This is a genomic window from Bacillus sp. DJP31 (assembly GCF_049310945.1).
Taxonomy (GTDB): Bacteria; Bacillota; Bacilli; order Bacillales; family SA4; genus Bacillus_BS.
This window is the reverse complement of the sequence record NZ_JBMERO010000001.1, coordinates 129,178-154,655: the sequence shown is the minus strand read 5'-3', so window position 1 is coordinate 154,655 and position 25,478 is coordinate 129,178. Positions and strand designations below refer to the sequence as shown.

26 protein-coding genes, 1 tRNA gene and 1 pseudogene are annotated in these 25,478 nt (G+C 37.4%); 20 read left to right on the top strand and 8 right to left on the bottom strand.

The annotated features are described in order from the left end of the window. Positions 1-21: 21 nt before the first annotated feature. The 6 genes from tkt (at position 22) to ACOI1C_RS00800 (ending at position 7,754) form a co-directional block, all read left to right on the top strand. A complete protein-coding gene (gene tkt / locus ACOI1C_RS00825) occupies positions 22-2,025 on the top strand; it encodes a transketolase (protein ID WP_422507026.1) in 2,004 nt (667 codons plus the stop codon). Between the two features lie 153 nt (positions 2,026-2,178). Continuing rightward, positions 2,179-2,619, top strand: a complete 441-nt coding sequence (sirA, locus tag ACOI1C_RS00820) for a sporulation inhibitor of replication protein SirA (protein ID WP_422507024.1) — start codon at positions 2,179-2,181, stop codon at positions 2,617-2,619. A gap of 80 nt (positions 2,620-2,699) precedes the next feature. After that, complete coding sequence (locus ACOI1C_RS00815) at positions 2,700-2,918, top strand: YneF family protein (protein WP_422507610.1); 219 nt, start codon at positions 2,700-2,702, stop codon at positions 2,916-2,918. Positions 2,919-3,015: 97 nt separating this feature from the next. Beyond that, positions 3,016-4,086: a tRNA 2-selenouridine(34) synthase MnmH gene (gene mnmH / locus ACOI1C_RS00810; protein ID WP_422507022.1), complete on the top strand. Its 1,071-nt coding sequence runs from the start codon at positions 3,016-3,018 to the stop codon at positions 4,084-4,086. Between the two features lie 121 nt (positions 4,087-4,207). Further along, positions 4,208-5,956 carry an ABC transporter transmembrane domain-containing protein gene (locus ACOI1C_RS00805; RefSeq protein WP_422507020.1) on the top strand — a complete coding sequence of 583 codons (1,749 nt, stop codon included), beginning with the start codon at positions 4,208-4,210 and terminating at the stop codon, positions 5,954-5,956. Positions 5,957-5,960: 4 nt separating this feature from the next. Further along, complete coding sequence (locus ACOI1C_RS00800; RefSeq protein ID WP_422507018.1) at positions 5,961-7,754, top strand: ABC transporter ATP-binding protein; 1,794 nt, start codon at positions 5,961-5,963, stop codon at positions 7,752-7,754. 32 nt (positions 7,755-7,786) lie between these two features. Here ACOI1C_RS00800 and ACOI1C_RS00795 read toward each other — a convergent pair whose 3' ends face one another. Beyond that, positions 7,787-7,954 carry a Spo0E family sporulation regulatory protein-aspartic acid phosphatase gene (locus ACOI1C_RS00795; RefSeq protein ID WP_422507016.1) on the bottom strand — a complete coding sequence of 56 codons (168 nt, stop codon included), beginning with the start codon at positions 7,952-7,954 and terminating at the stop codon, positions 7,787-7,789. 237 nt (positions 7,955-8,191) lie between these two features. Between ACOI1C_RS00795 and ACOI1C_RS00790 the strand changes: the two genes are divergently transcribed. From ACOI1C_RS00790 to ACOI1C_RS00775, 4 genes are all read left to right on the top strand, one after another. Then, positions 8,192-8,899, top strand: a complete 708-nt coding sequence (locus ACOI1C_RS00790; RefSeq protein ID WP_422507014.1) for a cytochrome c biogenesis CcdA family protein — start codon at positions 8,192-8,194, stop codon at positions 8,897-8,899. 74 nt (positions 8,900-8,973) lie between these two features. Next, positions 8,974-9,399 carry a Na(+)/H(+) antiporter subunit B gene (locus ACOI1C_RS00785; RefSeq protein WP_422507012.1) on the top strand — a complete coding sequence of 142 codons (426 nt, stop codon included), beginning with the start codon at positions 8,974-8,976 and terminating at the stop codon, positions 9,397-9,399. Between the two features lie 160 nt (positions 9,400-9,559). Next, complete coding sequence (locus ACOI1C_RS00780; RefSeq protein WP_422507010.1) at positions 9,560-9,919, top strand: response regulator; 360 nt, start codon at positions 9,560-9,562, stop codon at positions 9,917-9,919. A gap of 113 nt (positions 9,920-10,032) precedes the next feature. Further along, the gene (locus tag ACOI1C_RS00775) at positions 10,033-10,500 is read left to right on the top strand and encodes a CcdC family protein (protein ID WP_422507008.1); all 468 of its coding nucleotides are present in this window, start codon (positions 10,033-10,035) and stop codon (positions 10,498-10,500) included. Positions 10,501-10,533: 33 nt separating this feature from the next. On the opposite strand, the gene ACOI1C_RS00770 is transcribed toward ACOI1C_RS00775, so the two are convergent. Continuing rightward, positions 10,534-10,962 (bottom strand): DUF2621 family protein, encoded by a 429-nt coding sequence (locus ACOI1C_RS00770; RefSeq protein WP_422507608.1) that lies wholly within the window; start codon positions 10,960-10,962, stop codon positions 10,534-10,536. Between the two features lie 262 nt (positions 10,963-11,224). Beyond that, positions 11,225-11,434 carry a methionine aminopeptidase gene (locus ACOI1C_RS00765; protein ID WP_422507006.1) on the bottom strand — a complete coding sequence of 70 codons (210 nt, stop codon included), beginning with the start codon at positions 11,432-11,434 and terminating at the stop codon, positions 11,225-11,227. Between the two features lie 138 nt (positions 11,435-11,572). Here ACOI1C_RS00765 and ACOI1C_RS00760 point away from each other — a divergent pair, with 138 nt between their 5' ends. After that, a complete protein-coding gene (locus tag ACOI1C_RS00760) occupies positions 11,573-11,950 on the top strand; it encodes a PH domain-containing protein (RefSeq protein ID WP_422507004.1) in 378 nt (125 codons plus the stop codon). A 259-nt stretch (positions 11,951-12,209) separates the two neighbouring features. Here the strand turns inward: ACOI1C_RS00760 and ACOI1C_RS00755 are convergent. Continuing rightward, positions 12,210-12,306: transfer RNA gene (locus ACOI1C_RS00755), tRNA-Sec, on the bottom strand. A gap of 197 nt (positions 12,307-12,503) precedes the next feature. Between ACOI1C_RS00755 and selB the strand changes: the two genes are divergently transcribed. The 5 genes from selB to phnC all read left to right on the top strand — a co-directional run bounded on the left by selB (position 12,504) and on the right by phnC (position 17,887). Beyond that, entirely contained in the window at positions 12,504-14,399 is a 1,896-nt protein-coding gene (selB, locus tag ACOI1C_RS00750; RefSeq protein ID WP_422507002.1) for a selenocysteine-specific translation elongation factor, read from the top strand. Then, positions 14,392-15,399, top strand: a complete 1,008-nt coding sequence (locus ACOI1C_RS00745) for a glycosyltransferase family 4 protein (protein WP_422507000.1) — start codon at positions 14,392-14,394, stop codon at positions 15,397-15,399. Before selB ends, ACOI1C_RS00745 begins: the two co-directional genes overlap by 8 nt. Positions 15,400-15,480: 81 nt before the next feature. Further along, the gene (phnD, locus tag ACOI1C_RS00740; protein ID WP_422506998.1) at positions 15,481-16,389 is read left to right on the top strand and encodes a phosphate/phosphite/phosphonate ABC transporter substrate-binding protein; all 909 of its coding nucleotides are present in this window, start codon (positions 15,481-15,483) and stop codon (positions 16,387-16,389) included. 10 nt (positions 16,390-16,399) lie between these two features. Further along, a complete protein-coding gene (gene phnE / locus ACOI1C_RS00735) occupies positions 16,400-17,155 on the top strand; it encodes a phosphonate ABC transporter, permease protein PhnE (RefSeq protein WP_422506996.1) in 756 nt (251 codons plus the stop codon). Beyond that, on the top strand, positions 17,156-17,887 hold the full coding sequence (phnC, locus tag ACOI1C_RS00730) for a phosphonate ABC transporter ATP-binding protein (protein WP_422506994.1): 732 nt from the start codon (positions 17,156-17,158) through the stop codon (positions 17,885-17,887). It begins immediately after the preceding gene. 168 nt (positions 17,888-18,055) lie between these two features. Here phnC and selD read toward each other — a convergent pair whose 3' ends face one another. After that, positions 18,056-19,111: a selenide, water dikinase SelD gene (gene selD, locus ACOI1C_RS00725; RefSeq protein WP_422506992.1), complete on the bottom strand. Its 1,056-nt coding sequence runs from the start codon at positions 19,109-19,111 to the stop codon at positions 18,056-18,058. A gap of 193 nt (positions 19,112-19,304) precedes the next feature. Between selD and ACOI1C_RS00720 the strand changes: the two are divergent. Next, positions 19,305-19,487, top strand: a pseudogene (locus ACOI1C_RS00720) (Rdx family protein); the annotation flags it as partial. Positions 19,488-19,568: 81 nt separating this feature from the next. Here ACOI1C_RS00720 and ACOI1C_RS00715 read toward each other — a convergent pair. Beyond that, entirely contained in the window at positions 19,569-19,967 is a 399-nt protein-coding gene (locus ACOI1C_RS00715; RefSeq protein WP_422506990.1) for an Hsp20/alpha crystallin family protein, read from the bottom strand. 159 nt (positions 19,968-20,126) lie between these two features. On the opposite strand from ACOI1C_RS00715, the gene selA reads away from it, so the two are divergent. Further along, complete coding sequence (gene selA, locus ACOI1C_RS00710) at positions 20,127-21,524, top strand: L-seryl-tRNA(Sec) selenium transferase (RefSeq protein WP_422506988.1); 1,398 nt, start codon at positions 20,127-20,129, stop codon at positions 21,522-21,524. On the opposite strand, the gene ACOI1C_RS00705 is transcribed toward selA, so the two are convergent. After that, on the bottom strand, positions 21,525-21,671 hold the full coding sequence (locus tag ACOI1C_RS00705; RefSeq protein ID WP_422506986.1) for a small acid-soluble spore protein P: 147 nt from the start codon (positions 21,669-21,671) through the stop codon (positions 21,525-21,527). A 138-nt stretch (positions 21,672-21,809) separates the two neighbouring features. On the opposite strand from ACOI1C_RS00705, the gene ACOI1C_RS00700 reads away from it, so the two are divergent. Continuing rightward, a complete protein-coding gene (locus ACOI1C_RS00700) occupies positions 21,810-22,064 on the top strand; it encodes a hypothetical protein (RefSeq protein WP_422506984.1) in 255 nt (84 codons plus the stop codon). 58 nt (positions 22,065-22,122) lie between these two features. Here ACOI1C_RS00700 and sspO read toward each other — a convergent pair whose 3' ends face one another. Then, on the bottom strand, positions 22,123-22,272 hold the full coding sequence (gene sspO / locus ACOI1C_RS00695) for a small acid-soluble spore protein O (RefSeq protein WP_422506982.1): 150 nt from the start codon (positions 22,270-22,272) through the stop codon (positions 22,123-22,125). A gap of 268 nt (positions 22,273-22,540) precedes the next feature. Here sspO and acnA point away from each other — a divergent pair, with 268 nt between their 5' ends. Beyond that, positions 22,541-25,255 carry an aconitate hydratase AcnA gene (gene acnA, locus ACOI1C_RS00690; RefSeq protein ID WP_422506980.1) on the top strand — a complete coding sequence of 905 codons (2,715 nt, stop codon included), beginning with the start codon at positions 22,541-22,543 and terminating at the stop codon, positions 25,253-25,255. Positions 25,256-25,478: the final 223 nt, after the last annotated feature.

Genomic DNA, 25,478 nt, shown 5'->3' with positions numbered 1-25,478 from the left:
AAAGAAAGGTTGATACATTAAATGGAAAATATCGCTAAATTATCTGTTGATGCAATAAGAACACTTTCAATTGATGCAATTGATAGAGCAAATTCAGGCCATCCTGGAATGCCAATGGGTGCTGCTCCAATGGCATACACACTATGGACGAAATTCATGAATCATAACCCCAAAAACCATGAATGGTTTAATCGAGATCGCTTTGTATTATCGGCTGGTCATGGATCTATGCTACTTTATAGCTTATTGCACATTTCTGGATATGATTTGTCCATAGATGATATAAAAAACTTCCGACAGTGGGGGAGTAAGACTCCAGGTCACCCTGAGTATAGACATACACCAGGCGTTGATGCCACAACTGGACCACTAGGACAAGGGATAGCCATGGCTGTTGGTATGGCCATGGCAGAACGTCATATGGCCGGAAAGTATAATCAAGAGGGCTTTGAAATAGTTGACCACCATACATACTCTATTTGTGGAGATGGTGATTTAATGGAAGGAGTCTCAGCTGAGGCTGCATCATTAGCTGCTCATCTTCGTCTAGGAAAGCTTGTTGTACTGTATGATTCGAATGATATCTCTTTAGATGGTGATCTTGATCGTGCTTTTAGTGAAAGTGTACAAGGACGATTTGTGGCTTATGGATGGCAGGTTATTCGGGTTGAAGATGGAAATGATCTTGAAGAACTTAATCGTGCACTTGCTGATGCGAAAAATGATAAAGATCGTCCGACGCTAATTGAAGTTAAGACAACAATAGGATACGGGTCTCCAAATATGTCAGGTACATCAGATGTTCATGGTCAACCTCTTGGGGCAGAAGAAACAAAGTTAACGAAAGAAGCCTATAAGTGGACGTTTACAGAGGATTTCCATGTCCCAAAAGAAGTTTACGAACATTTTAATGAAACAGTTGTAAAAAAAGGGTTGAAAACAGAAGAAGAGTGGAATCAATTATTTATTAGATATGAACAAACTCACCCTAGTCTCGCTTCCGAGCTTAAGTCAGCAATTCACGGTGAACTTCCTGATGGATGGGACAAAGATATTCCGGTTTACGAGGCAGGTAAAAGCTTAGCTAGTCGTGCTTCTTCTGGTGAAACCTTAAATGCAATTGCTAAAGGTGTTCCGTTCTTCTTTGGAGGCTCCGCAGACTTAGCAGGGTCAAATAAAACAATGATTAAAGGATCGCCAGACTTTACTCATGAAGATTATAGTGGACGAAATATTTGGTTTGGTGTACGTGAGTTTGCAATGGGTGCAGCGTTAAATGGAATGGCACTTCATGGTGGAGTGAAGGTCTTTGGAGGTACATTCTTCGTATTTTCTGATTATTTACGTCCAGCCATTCGATTAGCTGCATTGATGCAATTACCTGTAACGTACGTATTTACGCATGATAGTATCGCCGTTGGAGAAGACGGACCTACACATGAGCCAATTGAACAGCTACCTTCTTTACGTGCGATGCCGGGATTAGATGTAATTCGTCCAGCAGATGGAAATGAGACTGCTGCTGCTTGGAAGCTTGCGATAGAATCAACGAGTACTCCTACTGCATTAATTTTAACGAGGCAGAACTTACTGACACAAGATTCTACTAAAGAGCTTGGGTATGAAGGAGTTAAAAAGGGGGCATATGTTGTCTCACCTTCAGCAAAAGAGACTCCTGATGTACTTTTGCTAGCCACAGGGTCCGAAGTACAATTAGCTGTAGAAGCACAGAAGGTTCTTGAAAAAGAAGGTATTGCTGTTTCTGTCGTCAGTATGCCTTCATGGTACAGATTTGAACAACAATCCGCACAATACAAAGAATCCGTCATTCCAAAAAATGTAAAAAAACGTATTGGTATTGAGATGGCATCCCCTCTTGGATGGGAACGTTATACAGGGGACGAAGGTGATGTTATCGGAATTCATACATTTGGTGCATCAGCTCCAGGAGAAATTGTCATGAAAGAATATGGTTTCTCAGTTGATAACGTTGTTGCTCGCACAAAAGCTTTACTTAACAATTAATTACCTTAAAGTCTCTTATCGATTGGATAAGGGACTTTTTCGACAAAAATAGTCACTCCTAGTAACAAGAATAGACATAATTTTCAGTATTCATCTGATATAATGATGGATACTTATTAAAGTTTAGGCTTGTTTTAAATAGGGGGAAGACAAATGAGAGAGTATACCATTTACTGGATTGAAGAAGAGTTTGCTCACCATTATTTTGGTCGAGAAAAAATGTTTTATCATCTATTTGAAGAATATACTTCTGCAATTGGTGAGTTAAGACCCATTTTAAATAAACAAGTAAACTATGTCACAAAACCAATACCAGTTCTCCATATAAATCAATTTATTCAAAATGAGATGAAAACAAAAACAAATTATCGTTTTATAGAGGAATTACATATCTTTCAAGCAAATAAGAACAAAAGCAAAGCTACTTTACATGTAAGTGAACAGCATTTAACATTAGTAGGAACAGGTGAATATGAAGCTGAGATGACCTTCTTTGAACTTTTGCGTAAATGGGATTCAAGGTTTTTAGCCGTTGACACGAACCAGATGAGATTTGGTTGGCTAACCCCGATTAAGCAACGAAAATTTGTGTAATTCATACTTTCAATATTGTATAATAGATTTGGTTTTAGTAAACTGTTAAATAGACAGCTTGAAGGAGGAAGAAAAACATGATGCATATATGGATAGCTATTGTCCTTATAGTTATAGCTCTAGTTGCTGGGGTAGCACTAGGATTTTTCATAGCACGTCGATACATGATGAGTTATTTAAAAAAGAATCCACCAATCAATGAACAAATGTTAAGAGCGATGATGATGCAAATGGGGCAAAAGCCTTCGCAAAAGAAGATCAACCAAATGATGAAATCAATGAACAGCAAAGTTAAATAAATGTTGGACAAGCACTCATGCTAAATGGGTGCTTTTCTTTTGTTTGAACGTTTCGTGTATACTAGGAGTAATTAACACTAAAAGGAATGAAGCAAATTTGGAAGTAAAACTTACAGTACCTAAAATAGAAATCAAACAGCTAATCCAAAGTACCTGTTCTATTATTGACGTGCGCTCACCGAGTGAATATCGTGAATTCCACATACCAGGTGCGATCAATTTGCCTATTTTTTCAGATGAAGAACGTGCTGAAGTTGGCACGATTTATAAGCAAAAAGGAAACGAGTTTGCAAAAGAACGTGGTGTAGCGATTCTTTCAAATAAGCTGCCAGCCCTCTACGAAGAAGTGAAGGAACTAAGCCGAGCTTCAGAAGGTAAACCAATAATCGTCTACTGCTGGCGTGGTGGAATGAGAAGTAGGTCGATAGTATCGGTTATGGGGATGCTTGATATTCCTACTATTCAGCTAGAGGGAGGGGTTCGTGCATACCGTAGGTTAATTACGGAAGAGCTAGAAGCCTCCTTACATCAATCAAAAAAGTATATCGTGCTCGAAGGACTAACTGGAACGAAAAAAACAGATATTCTGATTGAATTGCAGAAAAAAGGCTACCCAGTCATTGACCTTGAGTTGTTGGCTGGTCATCGTGGGTCAATCTTTGGTCATATCGGATTGCATCCTAGAAGCCAAAAGGAATTTGAAAGCTTACTGTATACCCGTTTAACTGAGCTTCGAAAATTTCCATACTATGTTATAGAAGCAGAAAGTAAACGGATTGGGAATGTCAATCTTCCAGATTTTCTGATGATAGGAAAAGAAAAGGGAATTAGAATTCACCTTGATATGACCCTGGAAGATCGAGCAAAGACAATATGTGATACGTATCGTCTGGAAGAGAATAGTGAACAATTTATAGAGGCAATCCATCGTTTAAAAAAGCGACTTTCAATCGACACTTTTACTAATATATTGTCCTTGTTAGAGATTGGTGATTATCATTCTATTGTTGAATTACTCCTAAAGAATTATTACGATCCTAGGTATGGTTATGCTTTTGAAAAATATATCACTCCCATTCATCCTATTTTTATTGAATCTCTTGAAGAGGGATTGCACATGGTAACTGAGAAAATTAAAGAAATTGTAGAAGAGTATTCAATAGTCTAGAGGAAGGAGCCATCTGGCTTCTTTTTTTTCTAAAAATCTAGATTATTTTGATTTTTTTCACACCTATTAAAATTAAATTGTGCTAAACTAATCTTCGATATGCTACTAGGATGGTGAATACATGAGTGTTTTTAAGGACTTATGGTGGTTTTTTAAGCAAGAGAAAAAATCGTATGGTTTTGGAATTATTTTATTAGCTTTTGTGGGATTGCTAGAATTAGTGCCACCCAAAGTCATAGGTATTGTGGTCGACCTTATTAATAATGAAACGTTGACTAAAGACAAGCTGTTACAACTGGCAGGGGCTTTATTAGCTATGGCTGTAACAATTTATTTACTCCGTTATGCATGGAGAATCATGATATTTGGTGCATCTGTTCGCTTAGCTCGTTTACTTCGGAATCATTTATATGAGCACTTCACAAAGATGTCTCAAACCTTTTATCAAAGACGGAGAATTGGCGATTTAATGGCCCACTCTACCAACGATTTGCAGGCAATCCAGCAAACGGCTGGTGTAGGTATTTTAACATTGGTAGATTCATTGATTACGGGAGGTTTCGTTATAATTACGATGGCCGTAACAATTAGCTGGAAGCTGACGTTGATTTGTTTAATCCCGATGCCTTTTATGGCTATACTTACGAATTATTACGGGACATTGTTACATGCGCGCTTTCATAAAGCACAGGAAGCCTTTTCTTCTTTAAATGATAAGGTCCAAGAAAGTATAAGTGGAATCAAAGTCATTAAAACGTTTGGCCAAGAGAAAGAGGATACTGAGTCTTTCATTCAGGAATCAAAGGATGTAGTTGAAAAAAACGTATCTGTCGCAAAAATTGATGCTTTGTTTGATCCGACTATTTCATTTATTGTAGGAATTTCCTTTATACTTGCGATTGTGTTTGGTGCAAGATATGTAAATACTGACGAGCTTTCAATTGGTGAACTCATCTCATTTACGACCTATTTAGGGTTACTCATTTGGCCAATGCTAGCATTTGGGTGGCTGTTTAATATAGTAGAGCGTGGAAGAGCCTCTTATGACCGTGTACAAGAGTTACTCGCGGAAAACGAGGATATTATGGATGTTGAAGGAGCTATTAGCAAAGCCCCAACAGGAGATATAGTCTTTGCTATTAAGTCATTTACTTATCCAACAAGTGATGAACCGATACTACAGGATATTTCCTTTACACTTAAACAAGGTCAAACTATGGGGATCGTTGGTAAGACTGGTGCAGGGAAAACAACCTTATTAAAACTGTTAATTAGGGAGAGTGAAGGATATGTAGGACATATAACACTAGGGGAGCATGCGATAAATCAATACGAACGCGATGCTCTGAGATCTTCTATTGGGTATGTACCACAGGATCATTTCCTGTTTTCTACGACTGTGGCTGATAATATAGCTTTTGGCGCACCAAGTTCAACTATATCTGAAGTGATGGAAGCAGCGAGAGCGGCTCATATTCATGAGGATGTTCTCCAATTTACAAATGGATATGAGACAATTGTTGGTGAACGCGGAGTGTCCCTTTCTGGGGGACAAAGGCAAAGGATATCTATTGCTCGAGCGTTGCTAGTAAATCCAGAGGTGCTGTTATTAGACGATTCTTTATCAGCAGTAGATGCTAAAACAGAAGAAGCCATATTATCTTCATTAAAGCAACAACGTAGTGGGAAAACGACAATCATTACCTCTCATCGACTAAGTGCAATTGAGCACGCGAATCTACTCATTGTGCTTGAGAACGGACGAATTTCACAGCGTGGTTCACATGAAGAACTAATGAACCAAGAGGGTTGGTATAAAGAAATGTACCAGCGTCAAAAGCTTGAATCTCTTGTGGAGCATGGAGGATAACAGTATGGAAGTAAATATAAAGTCAAATAAAGCACAATCAAAAGAGCAAAGAAAGGTGTTATGGCGCCTTATATCCTATAGTATTATTCATAAAAAAACTTTAATTATTGCCTTTATCCTATTAATACTAGGAACAATAGGTGAAATCCTAGGGCCGTATCTAGTAAAGGTTTTTATCGACGATTATTTAGTTGAGAATTATTTTCCGTTTCAGCCGATCCTATACTTAGCGATATTTTATGTATTTATACATGTATCGAAAGTGTTTATCATGTATTTTCAGTTGTTTTTATTTCAAAAGGTTGCCTTGAAGATCATTCAGCAACTTAGGATTGATGTTTTTTCAAAGGTTCAAAAACTCGGGTTGAAATTCTTCGATAAAACACCAGGTGGAAGTCTTGTTTCAAGAGTGACCAATGATACAGAATCAATTAAAGAGTTTTTTACAAGTGTTTTATCAGTCTTTGTACAAAACATCTTTTTCCTAATTGGTATATTTATTGCTATGTTCTTATTAAATGTGAAACTAGCCCTCTTCTGTTTAGGGCTCATACCCATTATTTTTTACATCATGACACTTTACAGAAGATATAGTTCTATTTATTTTCATGATATGAGAGAAAAACTGAGTCAACTAAATGCAAAGTTGAATGAGTCCTTGCAAGGAATGGCGATTATTCAAGTCTTTAGACAAGAAAAAAGATTGAGAAAAGAATTCTCTGAAATTAATGAAGGACATTATGTAGCAGGTGTAAAGAATATTAAACTAGACGGTTTACTACTTCGTCCCGCGATGGACTTTGTGTATGTTTGTGCATTAATAGTGGTACTTAGCTTTTTTGGAATTTCATCCTTTACTAGTCCAATTGAAATTGGTGTTCTCTATGCGTTTGTGAGTTATTTAGATCGTTTCTTTGAGCCAGTGAACCAGATGATGATGAGGCTTTCTATGTATCAGCAAGCCATCGTTTCTTCTACACGTGTTTTTGAATTATTAGACAATAAAGAGATCGCACCACAAGCGATTGGATCAAATGATCATTTCATTACACAAGGTGAAATTGAGTTTCGAGATGTAAGCTTTTCATACGATGGAAGCCGTGATGTTCTAAAAAAAATATCTTTTACTGCAAAGCCTGGTGAAACCGTTGCTTTAGTTGGTCATACAGGAAGTGGAAAGAGCTCTATTATCAATTTGTTCATGAGATTTTACGAGGTTGAAAGAGGAGAAATATTAATTGATGGTATTTCATTAAAAGAATACCAGGACAAGGAGCTGCGAAAGAAAATAGGTCTAGTTCTCCAGGATCCTTTCCTATTTGCCGGCTCTATAAAAAAGAATATCCAGCTTTATGCCGAGCATATGAGTGAAGAAGATATAATGGACGCAGCAAAATTTGTCCAAGCCAATCAATTTATTGAAAAATTGCCAGATCAGTATGAGCATGAAGTAACCGAGCGAGGAACCACTTTTTCAAGTGGGCAACGCCAACTCATTGCTTTCGCTAGAACTATTGCTACCAATCCTAAAGTGTTAGTTTTAGATGAGGCAACAGCCAACATAGATACTGAGACAGAAGGATATATCCAAGAAGCATTGGCAAAAATGCGAAAAGGAAGAACGACTATCGCGATTGCACACCGTCTTTCCACCATCCAAGATGCTAACCAAATTCTAGTTTTACAACAGGGTGAAATTATTGAAAGAGGGACACATCAGGAACTCCTTGAAATACGAGGGCTTTACTATAAAATGTACTTATTACAAAACCAGGCAGCTCATACTAATGTTTTATAAAGTAGAAGAGCCTCCAAAAATAGAGGCTCTTCTTATTTTAAAATCATGTATGAATGAAGACGGTCATATGTATTTAAAAGATCATCTAATTGTTTGCTAGATTCAATAGTCACAGGTGAGGTTAACCCGTTCATTGCAACAACACGAAACAACTCTTGACGCTTATTCTCTATTAGTTGTAGTAATTCTTGTTTTCCCATGGGTTATCTTCCTCTCCAAGGTGATTTACAATTATTATACAGATGACTGGAAACAAATTCAACGTTCAATGATAACTAATCCTTTCCACCAGCCTAATTTTTAAGAGTTTCAAGGTGAATCTGCATAGAATGGTAAGAAATAGTATGCTTGACACAAAGGTGTCATTGTTTTTAGAGGTTAAGTTTGTGGAAGTTTGTTAAACTAGAAGAAATTATACTTTTTAGGAGTTGTGCATGTTGGCTGATATCAATTTATTCTTGGCATTCGGTGCAGGATTTCTTTCTTTCATTTCACCCTGCTGTTTACCGCTATATCCAGCGTTTTTATCCTATATCACGGGAGTAAGTGTAAGTGATTTGAAATCGGAAAATTCATCCCTTCAAAGAAAGAGTTTTTTACACACCTTATTTTTCTTAGTAGGATTTTCGGTTATCTTCATAGCTATTGGATTTGGTTCTTCTTTTATTGGAGCTTTTTTTACTGATTACCAGGATTTAATTCGTCAGCTAGGTGCTATATTAATCATTGCAATGGGATTTGTTGTTGTAGGTTTATTAAATCCAGAGTTTCTGATGAAAGATCGGAGAGTAACATTAAAAAACAGACCAACTGGCTATGTGGGTTCATTTTTAATAGGACTTGCATTTGCGGCAGGATGGACACCATGTTCGGGTCCTATACTTTTGTCAGTAACTTTGCTTGCAACAAATAACCCTGGCTCTGCCATGTTTTACATGATTGCCTATGTTTTAGGATTTGCAATTCCGTTCTTTATTTTATCCTTCTTTGTTGGAAAACTTAACTGGATTAAAAAATATAACGTGACAATTATGAAAGTCGGAGGCTATCTCATGATTATAATGGGTATCTTCTTATTTTTTAATTGGATGACTAAGATTACAATTTACTTTTCAAATATGTTTGGTGGTTTTACAGGATTTTAAAGCGCTAAACAAATAAGTGCTGGGTTTTGTAGAATACTTTAAAGACTACTGACAGACAGTTAGGAGAAATGGTAATGAAAACAAACGATTTAATTCTCAAGACCACAACAAATATCATTGTTTTTATTATACTGGCTTTTTCATTTAATCTGTTTTTATCTGGACATAATATGCCAGGTGGTGGCTTTATTGGTGGATTAATGACATCCGGTGCACTCATTTTGATGTACGTAACATACGGTATGAGGCCTATAAAGAAAATCATTCGAGTAAGTTTCACTTTCTTGATTGCTCTAGGACTGGCGATTGCAGTGGGCACTGGGATGGGGTCATTTATTTTTGATGCTCCATTTTTAAGTCATACAGATGGTTATTTTTATTTGCCAATTCTTGGAGAGTCACATCTTGCAACAGCAGTTTTGTTTGATATCGGAGTCTACGTAACTGTAATCGGTGTAACAATGACCATTATATTGTCTATTGCAGAGGACCAAGAATAAATGCGTTCCATCTACCTAGTATCCTTTTAGGTCTTTTGTCATAAGTGATATTATTTCTACTAACAAAATATACTGTAAACTCCTTTTTAAGTATAGATGTATTTGCTATAATTAATAGTATGTACAAATGTTGGTTAAGGTTTTAAGGAGGATTTGAACAATGGCAAGGATACTAATAGTAGATGATGCGAAGTTCATGAGAATGACGCTATCCAATATTCTTATAAATGGAAATCATGAAGTAGTAGGCGAGGCAGAGAACGGTAAGCAAGCCGTTGAAATGTATAAGCAATTACAGCCAGATTTAGTTACGATGGATATCACAATGCCAGAAATGAATGGTGTAGAAGCACTAAAAGAGATCAAGCAAGAATATCCTTCTGTAAAAGTAATTATGTGTTCTGCCATGGGTCAACAAAAGATGGTCGTTGAATCCATTGAAGCGGGTGCAAAAGATTTTATCGTCAAGCCTTTTGAAGAAAATCGAGTACTTGAGGCAATAAAGCGAGTTTTCGGATAATATTTATATGCTATTTAAGCTTTAAACTTAAATGGCTTTTTTCTTCGTAATCGAGTTATAATATCAATAGAGTTCTTGAGAGAACGAAAAGGAATGAAAAAGGGTTGATTTAGTTGCTAATTTATTCATCTATACTTGCCATTGTTATGGCTATAATCGTCATTTTTATTCGTATTAAAGCGGCGAAGAAACCTGCTACTATGAGAAAAATTATTTTACCACCTATATTTATGAGTACAGGATTACTTATGTTTTTAGTTCCTATTTTTCATGTAACACCATTACAAGTGTTAGAAGCCATATGTGTGGGGATGGTTTTCTCTATATTTTTAATCAAAACCTCTCAATTTGAAGTGAAAGATAATGAGATTTATTTAAAGCGTTCAAAAGCCTTTATTTTTATTTTGTTTGGATTATTACTTGTACGAATTATCTTAAAATCAGTTCTTAGTTCGTCTATCGATGTTGGGGAATTAAGTGGTATGTTTTACTTATTAGCTTTAGGAATGATTATTCCTTGGAGAATTGCCATGTTTTTATCCTTTAAGAAACTCAATGATCAATTAATACAGCAAATTTAAAAAGCTCGGTGTCTAATGACAACCGAGCTTTTGTTATGAGAATAATTGTTTATAAGAGGAAAAATCTATTTTTTTCTCTCGAAGTGTTTTCATTAAAAATTTGTAATCTCGCTTAGGAGTTGCCAAAATATAGCCCCTAATGACGAGGTCTTGTGTAATCTTGGGAGCACACTCTTGTAAGGCTAGTTCACCTATTTTCCCGGCAATCTTTTGCCTAGCAATATCCCTAAATAGTTCTGGAACTGGTTGTACTAAATCCTCAAGTAGCGCCTTTTGGTCTGTTGGCCACAGATCCCGTGTTTGTTGTATATGAACCTCCTGCCAATCTAACTCACTCATCCCGTCCGCTTTAGGAAATCGCTTTAAAAATTTTCGGAACATAAAAAATCCGCCAATTGACATCATTGTAATTAAAAATACTGTCCAAAAGAGAATAAACCATAAAAACCAACCTTCTAACACGTTTTTCACCTCTATACTATTCCTTCATGATTCTTATTATCGTTAAAAAAAGGATTAAGTTCAAGTAACTAGAACAAAAATAAAAAAATCACGATAATTCGTGAATGAATTGCTTAAGTTAACATGACGTAAATAACGCCAGACATGAGTCTGACGTTAAGGACCTCTTCCGATATCCGTTCTGGTTAAGTGTCCCGCAACAAGCGAAAGTGAATTCGGAAGAGATCAAGATTAGTATAGGCAATTTGCATGGAATTATACTTTATTGAAGCGATGTCCATTCTTCGTAAGATCCAGTTCCTTCACAGCCTGGACAATCAAGCATAGAACCATGAAATGTATATTCATGTCCAGCATAGGCGTGGAATCCTCTACCATGACATTGCGGACAGTGACCACTTTCCTTCATTCTTGACAAATGTCTTTCCTGACGAGCCGTATTCCATTCTACTATTGAATTTATTAAACCCATTGTATACACCCCTATCTAGTTTTACATAGTGTGAGTTAAAAATAGGATTATTATTCCAATACTTCTGATTGAAAAGGATTTTTATAAGTTTTATGGAATAACATAGAAGTGTTCATAAAAGGAAGGACGGGATGATAGATGGGAATTTTAGATGGATTGTTAGGAAATGCTTCAGAAGCAGATTTAGGAGCTGTATCAAAGGAACTGGAGTTAATCGTAGCCGAAAATGAACGTGTTGAAAAGGCATTTAAGTTAATCCGTGACTTAATCGTATTCACAGACAAACGCCTCATCTTAATTGACAAACAAGGAATCACAGGAAAGAAAACAGAATATCACTCGGTCCCTTATAGAAATATCACACACTTTAGCGTGGAAACAGCAGGGACATTCGACTTAGATGCTGAACTAAAAATATGGATCTCAAGCACGACTGAACCAATCGCCAAACAGTTTAGAAAGGATAAAAATATTTATGATGTCCAACGAGCGTTGGCTACATATGTATTGAAATAGGCTCGAACAGAAATATTTTTTTGTACCTATTTTCCTAAAACTGCATATATAGATTTAAAAGGAACTGAGAACCTTGATTAAACATTATTGTTCGAATTGTTTAAGATTTATTACAACAAAAAGATGTGATAGGTGTCCAAATGCAGAAGTGAAAGAGATAGAGATCACTGTACAAAATAAGAAGAAATGAACAAATCCCCTTTCAATATTTCGAAAGGGGATTTGCTTATGTATGATCCTGATGAATATATTAAAAAATTGGCGGGACTGTGTGGGAATCGAACCCACCTGAGACGACACGCGCCTCACAAGCAGTTTTGAAGACTGTGAGGGACACCAGTACCCCATTCAATCCCATTTAATGTGCTTTAACATTATAACTCTGTATTTTTCTTAAATCAAGAGAGAACTACTTTGGTGTAAATTTGGGGAAATAATGATACATATTTAACTATCATCACAATTTTAGATTCACAACAAATTCCTCTTGCTTGAAACAAATGGCTAATCCATGTAAAGTGAAATAGGCAATGAATATAAGGAAGTGAACGATGTGGAGAAGCATTATTTTACAGTGGGTATGGCGGGTCATATTGACCATGGAAAAACTTCATTAACAAAAGCGTTAACGAATGTAGATACAGATCGACTAAAGGAAGAGAAAGAGAGACAAATATCCATTGAGCTTGGTTTTGCTCCATTAGACCTTGGGGATGAACTTGTTGCATCTGTGATTGATGTGCCGGGACACGAGAGGTTTATCCGGCAGATGATTGCGGGTGTCGCGGGAATTGATCTTGTCATCCTAGTCGTGGCTGCAGATGAGGGTGTTATGCCTCAAACGAAAGAGCATTTAGATATTCTATCCTTTCTTGGTATCAAAAAAGGGATTGTGGCTGTTTCAAAAATTGATAAGGTAGATGCCGACTTTGTTGAACTAGTCCAAGAAGAAATTAAGGAGCAATTACAAGGGACTGTGTTTGCTGAATCCCCGTTTATCCTGGTCGACAGTCTTATAGGGACTGGGATCGAAGCTCTAAAGAAGCAAATTAAGGAAGAACTTTCACAATTAGAAATGAGAAATGCAAGTGGTACATTCAGACTCCCCATTGACCAGGTGTTTACAGTTAAAGGGCAAGGGACGGTAGTGAGAGGCACGATATATGAAGGAATGGTTATAGAGGGTCAGTCTCTAATGATTTTACCTTCGCGTGGAGAGACGAAAGCAAGACAGCTTCAAGTACACCATAAGCCAGCTGAAAAAGCGCTAGCAGGTCAGCGCGTAGCTATTAATCTTTCAAACATTACAAAAGAAGACATAGAACGTGGGGATGTACTAGTAGACAAGGAGAACTTCGTTGTAACCAATACGGTTGATATCTCTATATCTTTTATAGATAGCCTAAAATCTCCAATCAAGCAGCGTACACCGATCAAACTCCATTTAGGAACCTCTGAAGTAATGGGGAAAATCGTGTTTTTTGACCGGAATGAGGTTGATGGAAAGACTGGGGAAGTGTTATGTCAGCTTCGACTTGAAGAAGATGTCGTTACAAAACGTGGTGACCGTTTTATTTTAAGGAGACCGACTCCAACTGAAACAATTGGTGGAGGTTGGATTCTTGACCCTCATGGTCAAAAGTACAAATTTGGTGAGGAAACAACTGAGATGCTTCTTAAGAAAAAAGAGGGAACGCCAGCAGAACGTGTGATTGATTTACTAAAAGAGAAAAAGTATGTTCATAAAAAGGAATTGGTACAGCTTACTTCATTAAAAGAGGATCAACTTCTAGCCATTCAAGAAGAAACGATGGACATAATCCCTGTCCTGCAAGGCTTCACTTTACTCTCTGAGCAGCAAACCTTGCTCGCAAAATTTATCAATAGGCTTACCGATTTTCATGAAACCTATCCGATGCGTTTTGGTATGAATAAAGCAGAACTAATTGGCCTGCATAGTCATACTGTACCAAAGGAATGGGTATCATATGTAATTGATCAGTCCCTTAAAAATGACCAATTACATAAGCATGAGCAGTTTATTTCTACAGTGGATTTTGAGCCTTCGTTTCCTTCAAACTGGAAAAAAAGAATGGAATCCATACTAGTCGAAATTGAAAAAGATGATTTGAACGTCAAGTCTTGGGAGGAATATGCCATGCAATCTGCAATTCCAAAAGACGTCCTAGAAGAATTAAAACATTTTTTACGCCAAACAGGTAAACTCTATTTCATTGATGACAAACATGCTATTGCTAGATCTTCTCTTATTGATGCTGTGAGTAAACTTAAATCAAGTACAGGAAATGCATTTGATTTAAAAGAGGCAAAAGAAAGTCTCAATGTGTCTAGAAAATACTTAATTCCTTTAGTTGAATTATTTGATTCATTAGGAATGACTAAACGACAAGATCAAAACCGAGTGTGGGTGAGAGATACTATTGAGTAAAAAAATCGCTTTTTTTACCCCGTATTTTAAGAGCAATCGTGGAAATGCCACGACAACTAAGAGAATTGTACACGGTTTAAACCAAGCCGGTATTGAGACTTTCGTCGTTCCTTACTTAGAGGAAAAATGGACAGAAGAGAAGGAAATGAAAGTCCTAGAGTGTGACATTTACCACATTTTACATTTGTATCGATTTGCAAAGTGGAATATGTGCCGGGAGTTACCTCTTAGTAAGCCATATATTTTAACAAGTGGTGGAACAGATATTAATCATGACTTAGGAAACCCTGCTCAATTGGCGGAGATGGATAAAATGATCCATCTTGCCTCAGCAATAACTGTGTTTACGAAAGATGGTCAAGAAAAAGTAAAGGCCATATATCCAGAGAAGGAAATTCGAATCATTCCACAAAGTGTGTGGTTCGAGGATTTTGACGAACCGTTATCTTTTACTCTTCCAACAAAGAAGCCCGTCCTATTCTTGCCAGCAGGTATTCGCTCAGTTAAGGACCCCTTATACGTATGGGAAGCAATAAAAGAACTAAAAAAGAAGTTTACTGATTTACAATTCATTATAGCTGGAGTCGTGATAGAAAAAGATTTACATCATCAAGTTATGGATATATGTCAACAATATAATTGGGTTCATTTCTTAGAGGACATTCCATTTCATCAAATGAATATGTTATATAAACATGCTGACCTAACCATTAACACATCCATTTCAGAAGGACAACCAGTAGCCATCATGGAAGCCATGTATAATTTTTGTCCCGTTTTAGTAAGAGAGAACGAAGGGAATTTGAGTATCGTCACTCATGAGAAAACAGGTCTCGTTTTTTCTGATTCAACCTCATTTTTTGAAATGGCTACTAAGGTGTTAACAGATGAAGAGCTTGCAACAAAAATAACGTTACAAGCAAAGAACTACATCATGCAACACCATTCACTAGAAAAAGAAATTCAGCAGTATATCGACTTATATAATACATATTTGTGAGCAGAATATTAGACAAGAGACAATATCTTTCATTATGATAGGGTACGTGCACAATGAAAGATATTTAACGGAGGTTTAACGATGAAAAAGATTTGGGCTTTATTTATGATTTCTACTTTGCTAGTATTAGCTGCTTGTGGAGGAAACGAAAAGGTTGAGAATACAAAAGAACAAACGGGTACAGAAACAGCTGAACTAGAAAAATTGGTTGTAGGTGTTATCCCCTCCTTAAATGAAGGGAATATGCAAGCAGCGATGGATAAGCTTACAAAGCATTTTGAGACAGAATTAGATATTCCAGTAGAAATCACCGTCTACCCTGATTATCAAGCGGTTGTTCAAGCCATGAATTATGATGATGTAAACATGGCATACTTTGGACCTTCTACATACGTTGATGCGAATGAGCAAAGCGGTGCTCGTGCAATCATGACGCAGTTAATAGATGGGGAGCCTTTCTACTATTCATATATCATTACCCACAAAGATTCAACACTTACGTCAATTGAAGATTTAGTGGGGAAAAGTAAGGAAGTAACGTTTGCATTTGGTGACCCTAATTCAACTTCGGGTTCATTAATTCCAAGCATTGAATTAATGAAGCAAGGTGTATTTAAGAACCAAAATGAACACGAATTTAAAAACTTATTATATACGGGTGGACATGACGCAACAGCTATTGCTATTGAGAACAAACAGGTTGATGCGGGTGCCATCGACAGTGCTATTTTTAATTCTTTAAAAGCAAATGGGAAAATTGGAGACAACTTTAAGGTGATTTGGGAGTCTGAGAAGTTATTCCAATACCCTTGGGCAGTTAGTAAGGCTGTCGATGACGAGTTAGTAACGAAGATTCAGGATGCATTTTTAAAGATTGAAGACAAAGAAATCTTAGATGCATTTGCTGCGACAGGATTTACAAAAGCATCTGACTCAGATTATGAAAGCATTCGTAAAGCTAAGAAAGAAGCAGCCGAAAAAAGTAAGTAGGTGTAAAAATATGAAAAATATCAATAAGTGGTCGTTGGCAGTATTGTCAGCGGCTATTCTTATATGGAGTGGGGTCGGCGTTGAGTTTTCCTTTCGGGATTTCTTTGACTTTGGCAAAACCATTGATTTCTTTCAAAAACAATGGTGGCCACCAGACTTTTCCAATACAAATTATGTGATAAAGGCATCTGTTATTACCCTTCAAATTGCTATTGTCGGAACTTTTTTAGGGCTTCTTTTTGCTTTACCCCTAAGTTTTTTAGGAGCCTGGAATACAGCTCCAGCAAAATGGGTGTATAACAGTACGAGGGGAGTACTTAATTTCTTTCGATCAGTTCCAGAAATTGTGTTTGGTCTATTACTTGTGCCAACATTTGGATTAGGTCCATTCCCTGCCGTTTTAGCAATTGCTCTTCATAATATTGGAGTATTAGGTAAGCTCATCTCGGAATTGATTGAAGCAGCTGAAGATGGACCACAAGAAGCAGTTCGTTCTGTAGGGGCAAAGAGGATTATTGTTATTATTTACGGAATACTCCCTCAAATCATCCCCAATATTATCTCTAACTTTTTCTACCGCCTAGAAGTCGGAATTCGTGCATCACTCATTCTTGGCTTTATAGGTGGAGGCGGGATTGGAAGTATGCTGTTTATTGATTTTAAAATTGCCAATTATCAAATGGTGGCAACAGAGGTTTTGTTTATCATGCTACTTGTAATGATGGTCGATTACATTGGTGCATTAATTCGTAAGAGGGTGATCTAAATGCTCGAAGTGAAGCAATTACAAAAACAATACCAAAAAACGAGCAGACCTGCCTTACGTAATGTGAGTTTTTCTATAAAGCAAGGTGAATTTGTTGCCGTTCTTGGACTAAGTGGAGCGGGGAAATCAACCTTAATACGCTGTATGAATCGACTAGTTGAACCGACGAGTGGAGAAATACTTTGGAATGGTGAACCTGTTCTTTCATACAAAGGGGAGAAGCTTCGTAAGTATCGAAGCTCAATTGGGATGATCTTTCAATCCTTCAATTTAATAGAACGGTTGACGACCTTGACCAATGTTTTGGTTGGGCGTTTAGGAACCATTCCTTTGGGCCGAGGCCTTTTTCTTAGATTTACAATACAAGAAAAAGAACAGGCACTATATGCTCTAGAACGCGTTGGCTTAAAAGAGTTTGCCCATCAACGTGTTAGTCAATTAAGTGGGGGGCAACGTCAACGTGTGGCTATTGCAAGAGCATTAGTCCAAAACCCAAAGATCATACTAGGTGACGAACCAGTGGCAAGTCTCGATCCAAATACATCGCTACAAATTATGTCGATACTAAAAGAAATAAACGAACAAGATCAAATCACCATGATGATTAACTTGCACGATGTTAGGCTTGCAAAAGAATTTGCGACTAGAATAATAGGAATTGCAAATGGACAAGTTGTTTTTGACGGAAAACCAGACCAGCTTTCTGCAGTCGATTTAGAGAATATATATTAAAAAAAGAGGGACCAATAGTAGAGGGAATATTGATGCTGTATTTTAGGTATCTTTATTCCCTCTTTTTGTTATTAAATGAATAATGGAGGAAGTGTTCGCTTGTCGAATAGCCCATTATCTCTTAGAAAAACAAAAAAAAAAAACAGAGGCCCGAGTGGACCTCCATTTTTATCTTGAAGCATATAAGCAACAATCACGTTTTTCAGTAACCTCACCGATAATGGCTGCTTCTACAATACCTTGCTCATGAAGTCTTTGAACATAAAGTGCAGCTTCTTCCTTAGGTAGGCTTACAAGCAATCCACCAGAAGTAACAGCATCACATAGGATAAGTCTTTCGTCATCTGTTAAGTCATCACTATAAACAACAGAACCTTCTAGCCATTCGTAATTGGACTTGGTACCGCCAGGGATAATCCCAAGCTTTGCAAGTTCGATTGTTCCTTGTAGTAATGGTACTTGATCAAAATGAATCGTTATGCTACTTTCACTACCTCTTGCCATTTCACTGGCATGTCCTAAAAGTCCAAATCCAGTTACATCCGTTCCTGCATTCGGATTTAATCCTTCTAAGCATTCAGCAGCGGCTTTATTTAAGCTCGCCATTGTGTCAGTCACCTTTTGAATCTGTTCAGGCGTAACAGCATTTCTTTTTACAGCTGTTGTCATAATGCCAACACCAATAGGCTTGGTTAAAACAAGAGCATCACCAGGTTTCGCACCAACATTTTTAAGAATCTTATCAGGGTGAATTAAACCCGTTACGGATAAGCCGAATTTAGGCTCCTGATCATCAATGGAGTGTCCGCCAACAACGATGGCTCCTGCTTCTTTTGTTTTATCAGCAGCACCTTTTAAGATTTCAGCAAGTACATCTGGTCCTAGGGTCTTAATAGGAAATCCAACAATATTCATGACTGTTTTTGGCTTGCCACCCATAGCATAAACATCACTTAACGCATTTGCGGCGGCAATTTGACCAAACATATATGGGTCATCCACAATTGGTGTAAAGAAATCAACTGTTTGGATAATGGCTATGTCATCTGTTAACTTGTATACACCGGCATCATCAGAGGTATCGAGACCAACTAATAAGTTTGGATCATATTCTCTTTTAGGTAATTGACGCAAAACTTGCGCAAGGTCTTTTGGACCGATTTTGCATCCTCAACCAGCTTTTGTTGAATATTGGGTTAGACGAATTTCTTCTTGTTTGTTCATTGTAGAGCACCTCCTAATGAATAGTATATCTTGTTTGTTTTTATATTTCCAAAGATGACACTTGAAAATGCCTAATTTTTGCTTCCAATCATAACTTGTACTAAAATTAAGAATAAGTAAACTCAAAAAGGAGGCATTTGCATTGAGCTATAAAGTAACTGTTGAATTTTGTATGATGTGAAACTTCGCCCCAAAAGCTGCGAGTTTCGCAGAGGACCTATTTAATCATTTCCGTCATGATATCACAAGCCTGGAGTTAATACCTACTTCAGGAGGAGCCTTTGAAGTGACTGTTAATGGTGAGAAAATTTTCTCCAAGCTAGAAGTTGGGAAATTTCCTGATTCAAATAAAATTATTGAACAGTTGACTTCTTAAAAAAGTTTTTAAACTATAAATGTTTGGGTTTATTTTTTAAAAACAAAAAAGGAAGGACTTAATATAAAGTTGCTTCCTTTTTTACTTTATAGCAATAGTACGGTATCGTTTTTTTGTTTTTCTCTTCTTATTTTTATAAATAGTTATTTCAAGAATTTCATGCTCAAATAAAGCATGGATCCTTTTTTTGCATAATGAGAAGGGGAGTTTGACGAAACGACTAGTTTCCTTGCCTGAGTGATTTAAATGTATATGAATACCATCTAACACGACTTTTATGATGATATCTTCTTTACTATATCCTGTTACAATTGCTTCAATAATGTATGAAGATTCCGTTTCGAATAAATCCAACCGGATACCGTCTGTATTTCCATCAAAAAATGGATCAATAACAAACTGATTCATCCATTCCTCTATTCCTTCGATTTCTAAAAGCATTTCTTCTTGAGGTTGATCTTCTTTATGTTCATCAGTCATTACAAGCCCTCCAACTTGTTCTTCAAACCATCCTATTCAACATGACTGAAAAAGGTGTGGATAAAGATAAAAGTCAAATAACTGTTTTCAAGCTACCTAATTTGAATCATTTGGTTCCCTATCCTATAATGGAGATATGTTATATCGGAGGTACGTCTAATGAAAGAGTATGTAAGATTTTTGCCACCTGTGCATGAGATACAAAAGGATTCGCGATTTCTCCTACTTAAAGAAAGAACAGATATAGATAGTGATAAATTAACTCAGCTCGTGCAGGGTGAAATAGATCACATACGCCATTGTTTACTAGCAAATGAGTGGAATGGAGAAGAACCAACGAAGCAATTGTTGATCACATTTCTTTTTGAAAGGCTGGAAAAAAAGGCAAATCACTTCGGGGAATATTTTCTTCGACGAGTCATCAATGCAACAGGAACTATCTTGCATACGAACCTTGGTCGAGCTAGGCTAAGTCAATCTGCTATAGAGCATGTCAAAGAGATTGCGGGTAACTATTCAAACCTCGAGTATAGAATCAATGAAGGAGTCAGGGGCTCACGACATGATATTATTGAAAATCTAATCAGAGAAGTAACAGGAGCCGAAGCAGCGATGGTGGTCAATAATAATGCTGCAGCTGTTTACTTGATTTTACGAGCTTTTGCAAAAGACAAGAACGTTATTGTCTCAAGAGGCCAACTTGTTGAAATTGGTGGATCCTTTCGCATTTCTTCTATTATGGAGGAAAGCGGGGCCCGACTAGTGGAAGTCGGGACCACCAATAAAACTCATCTTTATGATTATGAAGAGGCCATAAATGACGACACGAAAATGATCATGAAGGTACATACAAGTAATTTTAAAACAATTGGTTTTACAAAAAGTGTTTCAAGCGAAGATTTGATTGAGCTTTCTAACCAACATGAAAATATTATTTTTTATGAGGATTTAGGAAGCGGTGTATTATATGACTTTCGAAAGCATGGTATTGGGGATGAGCCTGTCGTGAGCGAGGTGCTTGATCAAGGCGCTGATATCGTATCTTTTAGTGGGGACAAGCTTCTAGGCGGTCCTCAGGCGGGCATTATTGCTGGGAAAAAGGAATACATTCAGTTGTTGAAAAAACACCAGCTAGCTCGTGTTCTTCGAGTAGACAAGCTAACATTCGCAGCATTAGAAGCCACTTTATCTGCCTATTTAAAAGGGAGTGGTTTGATGGATTTACCAGTTATTCGAGATATGCTAGTTAGACCGACGGAAATTAAAAAAAAGGCAGAATTATTTGTTTCAAAACTCCAGGATTCCTCCTATGAGATGACGATCGAACAGGAAATGTCACAAGTAGGTGGGGGCACTATGCCTGATGTTGAACTACCTACATTTGTGGTTACATTAAAGCATAAACAAAAAAAAGCGGAGGCTCTGAGTACTGAGCTCCGTCTTCATAATCCAAGTGTTATCTCACGAATTAAGCATGACCTTGTTCTGTTGGATTTTCGTACCATTCATAATGACGAGGTAGAACAGGTGATTCGTGCAGTTCGAACAATCATGTGACTACATGTCATGTCCACTATTATGCTTTTGACGAGTATGGTTTCGATTTTTTACTTTCTTAGAACCGCTTAACGGCTCTGGTTGTCCAGGGTTATGTCCTTTTGGAGCGTTTTTACGTATATCTTTTCCGTCGTTTTTGTTTGTCATGGTAAGTCCTCCTCCTTCAACCTTTTAATGGAGTTTCACTCCTTAGGATGGAATAAATTTTTCGGATTTATTCGTAGAATGATTCGTGTTGTTCTTGAGAAGAATAAGATTGAATTATTTTAGGAAGGAGAGACAATCATGCCATACCATAAGAATAAACAACAAGCGTTCCAAGCGGCACAGCAAGGGACAGAGGATGTAAGAGAAAGTTATGAAGCAATGGAGATATCAGGTGGAGATTATGGCGCTCACTTAAAGCATTTAAAAAATGAAATAAATGAAGCCTATCAACAAATCAATAATGCTTTAGAAGTGTCTTCCGAAACTCAACAAGATCAGCTTCGTCAATTTCAACAAGATCTTCAGCAAATTGTAGACGAAGTAAATCAATGACAAATGAAGGTAGCAATTAATTGCTACCTTTTTTTATATGGGTGGTTCAGTAAATACCTTATTGGTTTTTCTTACGCTTTTTATTATTTTGACGCTGTGCAGCCGTTAAAGGCTCATTTTGAAACTCTTCATTATACCCAGCACCTATACCTTGAGCACCTGCAGCATTCATTCCTGGAATTACATGATTCGCTTTACGTTTGGCCAATTTACTTCACCTCCATACATTAGGATGAGTCATGGTGAGAGAAAATATGTTATGAAAACAAAATTCGACAGGTATCATTGGATATCGAATAATCGGAACCGGTCAGTATTGGACGCCATAAGAAATTCTTATTGCAAACAATAACTTTCTTGTCATTTACTTATGAATATACTTGTATTAAGATTAGTACGTAGGATAAAAAGCCATTCTCATATTTCTTTCCTGAGAATGAACTGTCCGTGATGAAAAAAATAAAGGGGGAGTACTCGTGGCAACTAACGACGTATTCAAAGCACGTTCATCCTTTGCGGTGAATGGTAAAACATACAACTATTATCAATTAAAAGCGCTTGAAGAGGCTGGGATTGGTAATGTATCTCGTTTACCTTACTCAATTAAAGTATTACTTGAATCTGTTTTACGTCAATATGACGACCGTATGATTACGAAAGAACACGTGGAGAATTTAGCGAAGTGGGGAACGGATGAGGTTAGGGAAATAGATGTTCCATTTAAACCTTCTCGTGTTATTCTTCAAGACTTCACAGGAGTTCCAGCAGTAGTAGACTTAGCTTCTCTTAGAAAAGCTATGGCTGACCTAGGTGGAGATCCCCAAAAAATCAATCCAGAAAAGCCAGTGGATTTAGTTATTGACCACTCTGTTCAAGTTGACAGAGCTGGAACAGCTGATTCATTAGCATTCAATATGGACTTAGAATTTGAACGGAACGCTGAGCGTTATAAATTCCTAAGCTGGGCGAAGAAAGCATTTGATAACTATCGTGCAGTTCCTCCAGCAACAGGGATCGTTCATCAAGTTAACTTAGAGTATTTAGCAAATGTTGTTCACGCAATTGAAAGTGAAAACGGTGAGTTTGAAGCGTTCCCTGATACATTAGTAGGTACAGACTCTCACACAACGATGATCAATGGTATCGGTGTCCTAGGTTGGGGTGTTGGTGGTATTGAAGCAGAAGCAGGTATGCTTGGTCAACCTTCATACTTCCCAGTTCCTGAAGTTATTGGGGTAAGATTAACAGGTGAGCTTCCTAACGGAACAACAGCTACTGATTTAGCACTAAAAGTAACTCAAGTCCTTCGTCAAAAAGGTGTGGTTAATAAATTTGTAGAATTCTTTGGACCAGGAATGGCTGTATTACCTTTAGCAGACCGTGCAACGATTGCAAACATGGCTCCAGAGTATGGTGCAACCTGTGGATTCTTCCCTGTTGATGCAGTCGCACTAGATTACATGCGATTAACAGGTCGTGAGGAAGAGCTTATTAATTTAGTAGAAGCTTATTCTAAAGCAAATGGATTATTTTATACAGCAGGTGCCGAAGATCCGATATTCACAGATATCGTGGAAATCGACCTTACTCAAATTGTAGCCAACTTGTCAGGTCCGAAACGTCCACAAGATTTAATTCCGCTTACAATGATGAAGGAATCATTTACTAAAGCACTTGCTGCTCCAGCTGGAAATCAAGGCTTTGGATTAACACCGACAGATATTTTTAAAGAAATTACAGTTACATTTAACAACGGTGATGAAACGAAGATGAAGACGGGTGCAGTAGCCATCGCTGCGATTACGAGCTGTACGAATACTTCGAATCCATATGTTCTTATCGCTGCAGGTTTAGTTGCAAAGAAAGCTGTAGAAAAAGGACTAACTGTGCCTAAGTATGTAAAAACATCTTTAGCTCCTGGATCTAAGGTTGTAACGGCTTACCTAGAAAACTCAGGATTATTACCTTACCTTGAGAAGTTAGGCTTTAACACAGTAGGATACGGCTGTACAACATGTATCGGGAACTCTGGTCCATTAGCCGAAGAGATTGAAAAAGCTGTGGCAGAAAACGACCTACTTGTAACATCTGTTCTTTCTGGTAACCGTAACTTTGAAGGCCGGATTCACCCACTAGTAAAAGGTAACTACCTAGCATCACCACCACTTGTTGTGGCTTATGCACTTGCTGGAACAGTAGATGTAGACCTTCAAAGCGATGCTTTTGGAAAAGACAAAGATGGTAATGATGTATTCTTTAGCGATATTTGGCCATCAACAAATGAAATTAATGAGCTTGTGAAGAGCACAGTGACACCTGAATTATTCCGAGCTGAATATGAGCGAGTATTTGATGACAACGAGCGTTGGAATGCAATTGAGACAACAGATGACGCTTTATATCAATGGGATGAGGATTCAACTTATATTCAAAACCCTCCATTCTTTGAAGGTCTATCTCCAGAACCAGGTGAAGTGGAGCCATTAATGGGCTTACGTATTGTTGGTAAGTTCGGCGATTCAGTTACAACAGACCACATTTCACCAGCGGGATCCATTGGTAAAGACACACCTGCAGGTCGTTACTTGCAAGAAAATGGAGTTTCACCTCGTGACTTTAACTCGTATGGTTCACGTCGTGGTAATGACCGCGTTATGACAAGAGGTACGTTTGCAAACATCCGCATCAAGAATCAAGTTGCACCGGGCACAGAAGGTGGATACACAACTTACTGGCCAACTGGTGAAGTCATGTCCATCTATGATGCATGTATGAAGTACAAGACAGATGGTGTTGGACTTGTTGTTCTAGCTGGTAATGACTACGGAATGGGTTCATCTCGTGACTGGGCAGCTAAAGGTACAAACTTACTTGGAATTAAGACAGTAATCGCTGAAAGCTTTGAGCGTATTCACCGTAGTAACCTTGTACTAATGGGAGTTCTTCCACTTCAATTTAAACAAGGGGAAGGTGCAGCAGTGCTTGGCCTAACTGGTAAGGAAACAATCGAAGTTCACATTGATGAAACTGTAAAGCCACGTGATTTAGTAAATGTAACAGCTACAGATGAAGAAGGAAACAAGAAGCAATTTGAAGTTCTTGTTCGTTTCGACAGTGATATAGAAGTTGACTACTATCGCCACGGCGGAATTTTACAAATGGTCTTACGTGATAAATTAAAGGAAAACTAAATTTTAGATAAAGAGCTGCTGTATGTTGGCGGCTCTTTTTTGTATGTAATTGATATATCCGTATTGGTAAAGAGTGAATTGAAACTGTCCTCCTAACCTGATTTTTTAAAAATGTAACAATCTCTGAAAAGTTAGATTTAAGATTAGAATCATGATACAATGATGATAAAATGTCACCATATTGCAAAAGTTGAATAGGCTATTTAAGTCATACATACATAAT